The sequence below is a fragment of the Candidatus Poseidoniia archaeon genome (assembly GCA_030748895.1).
Lineage (GTDB): Archaea > Thermoplasmatota > Poseidoniia > MGIII > CG-Epi1 > UBA8886.
Window position 1 is genome coordinate 1 of record JASMLC010000033.1, and the last position, 1157, is coordinate 1157.

At 56.0% G+C, this 1157-nt stretch carries 1 protein-coding gene; it reads right to left on the minus strand.

What is annotated here, in order from left to right; translation table 11 throughout:
- Positions 1-70: 70 nt before the first annotated feature.
- The coding region (locus QGG57_06825; protein MDP7007877.1) for a hypothetical protein at positions 71-1157 on the minus strand (1087 nt) is incomplete at its 5' end.

Here is a 1157-nt window from a genome sequence, read left to right on the forward strand (position 1 = left end):
AATACTCAATACGGCGCCCATTGACACCGCGTGGCACGTGTTGCTGCCTGAATTAGGGTATAACTCGGTATCAACCTACTACATTGGAGCGTGATATAACCGAGTCCTGAATATTGATTACGTTCGTGACCTGCGATGGTTGCGCGGCCTGAAGCTTGGAGACTAGCATCGCCGCCAGCGGCAGATGGGAGTGGGCAGACGCCACCTCCCGCATCAGGTCAATGTCCACTTCTAGCTTCTGGAGGTCCCCGAGGGTGAAATTGCGCAGCAGGGTATCGGCCAGTGCGAGAAATGAGTCGCGGTTCCGGGCCTGATTCCGGCGGTAGCGTGCAGCCAGAATGGTCCATGTCTCCACGACAGTTTCTCTCATTATTTCCTTGAAGACCCCTGTATCTTCGAAAGCACTGTGGATGGTCTGAATTTCGGCTCGGAACGGATTCAGGCTGCCTGCGCCTCTCAGTACATCAACCCAAGTATCGTGTGGGAAACGAACCACTGCCCCTTCGCCCGAAAGATAGGCCATGACATGGTTGAACGTGACCATGTGGAGGGAATCGTTGAATTCTTCCTCGGTGTGTTCAGCAAGTACTTCTGCAGCGGTCCTGAAATACAGGTCGTGGCACTGCCGCTCATCCAGATATTCCGTCAGGAATACCATACAGGTAAGTGAATGCAGGCCACCTGGACGGAACTCCTTTCCGTCCTTCAGCAGGCGCTGGAGTAGCATTGAGACGTAGTTGGCCATGCCCTTGGTGGCATGCTCCCGAATGTATGTCTTCGATAGCGTCCGGATACCGGAGTGCATTAGCTCCCGGATGAGCGACCAGACATAGATTGGAGAGCCCTCGGCAAAATCGACCAGCAGTTTCACGGCCGTCTTGTCATGGCCCAGTCCGGAGAAGCCGAGCATGCTGCGACAGAGGGGGGCCATCTCCTCATTCGTGAAAAGAGGCACCGTGAGGCGGTCGAATAACGCCTGGAAAGATTCTGGCAGCGCCTGCCAGTCAGCTTCCCGTGCCGTGACGATAATACCCTCGGACGACCAAATAACACCGCTAGCGTGCAGCCGCCGTCTGGCCTCTACCCGCACCACCCCGGGGCTGGATGTCTCCACTCTAGCTGCCAGGTCATCGGATAGGCTTGTCAAAGAGCTTGCC